This is a genomic window from Bartonella taylorii 8TBB (assembly GCF_902825155.1).
In the GTDB taxonomy this organism is placed as follows: Bacteria; Pseudomonadota; Alphaproteobacteria; order Rhizobiales; family Rhizobiaceae; genus Bartonella; species Bartonella taylorii_A.
On the sequence record NZ_CADEAG010000138.1, the window covers coordinates 1 to 439 of the forward strand.

General features: G+C 38.7%; 1 pseudogene. It reads left to right on the forward strand.

From position 1 onward, the window contains the following. Window positions 1-439: pseudogene (locus J7R13_RS09005) on the forward strand (DNA adenine methylase); the annotation flags it as partial.

Genomic DNA, 439 nt, shown 5'->3' on the forward strand with positions numbered 1-439 from the left:
GACCATGAAACCTATGTTGAACCATTTTTAGGCTCTGGTGTTATCTTCCTATTTAAAAGACCAGCCAAATGTTCCGTGATTTTTGATTTGATTGTAGAGATCACGCATCTGTTTCAATGTGTTCAAAATGACTTTGATGATTTAGCCAAACGACTAGAATGGTTTGTTTGTTCAAGACAGTTGTTTTTTGAACTTGCGGCTATTGAACCAGAGAGCCTCTCCAAGGTTGAAAGAGCTGCACGTTTTTTGTTTCTCCAACGTTGTGTGATGTATGGGAAAAAAGACTAAGTTTCTTTTAGATTTGGAAGAAAAAGAACGGCAGAGTTTAATCCCGATAAGTTGTTATCAAGGATGCGGCGTGTTAGACAGAAGCTTCTTGATATGAAAATCCTAAATATGTCGTGGGAGCGGGGTGTTGAACTTTTTGATGCACACGACA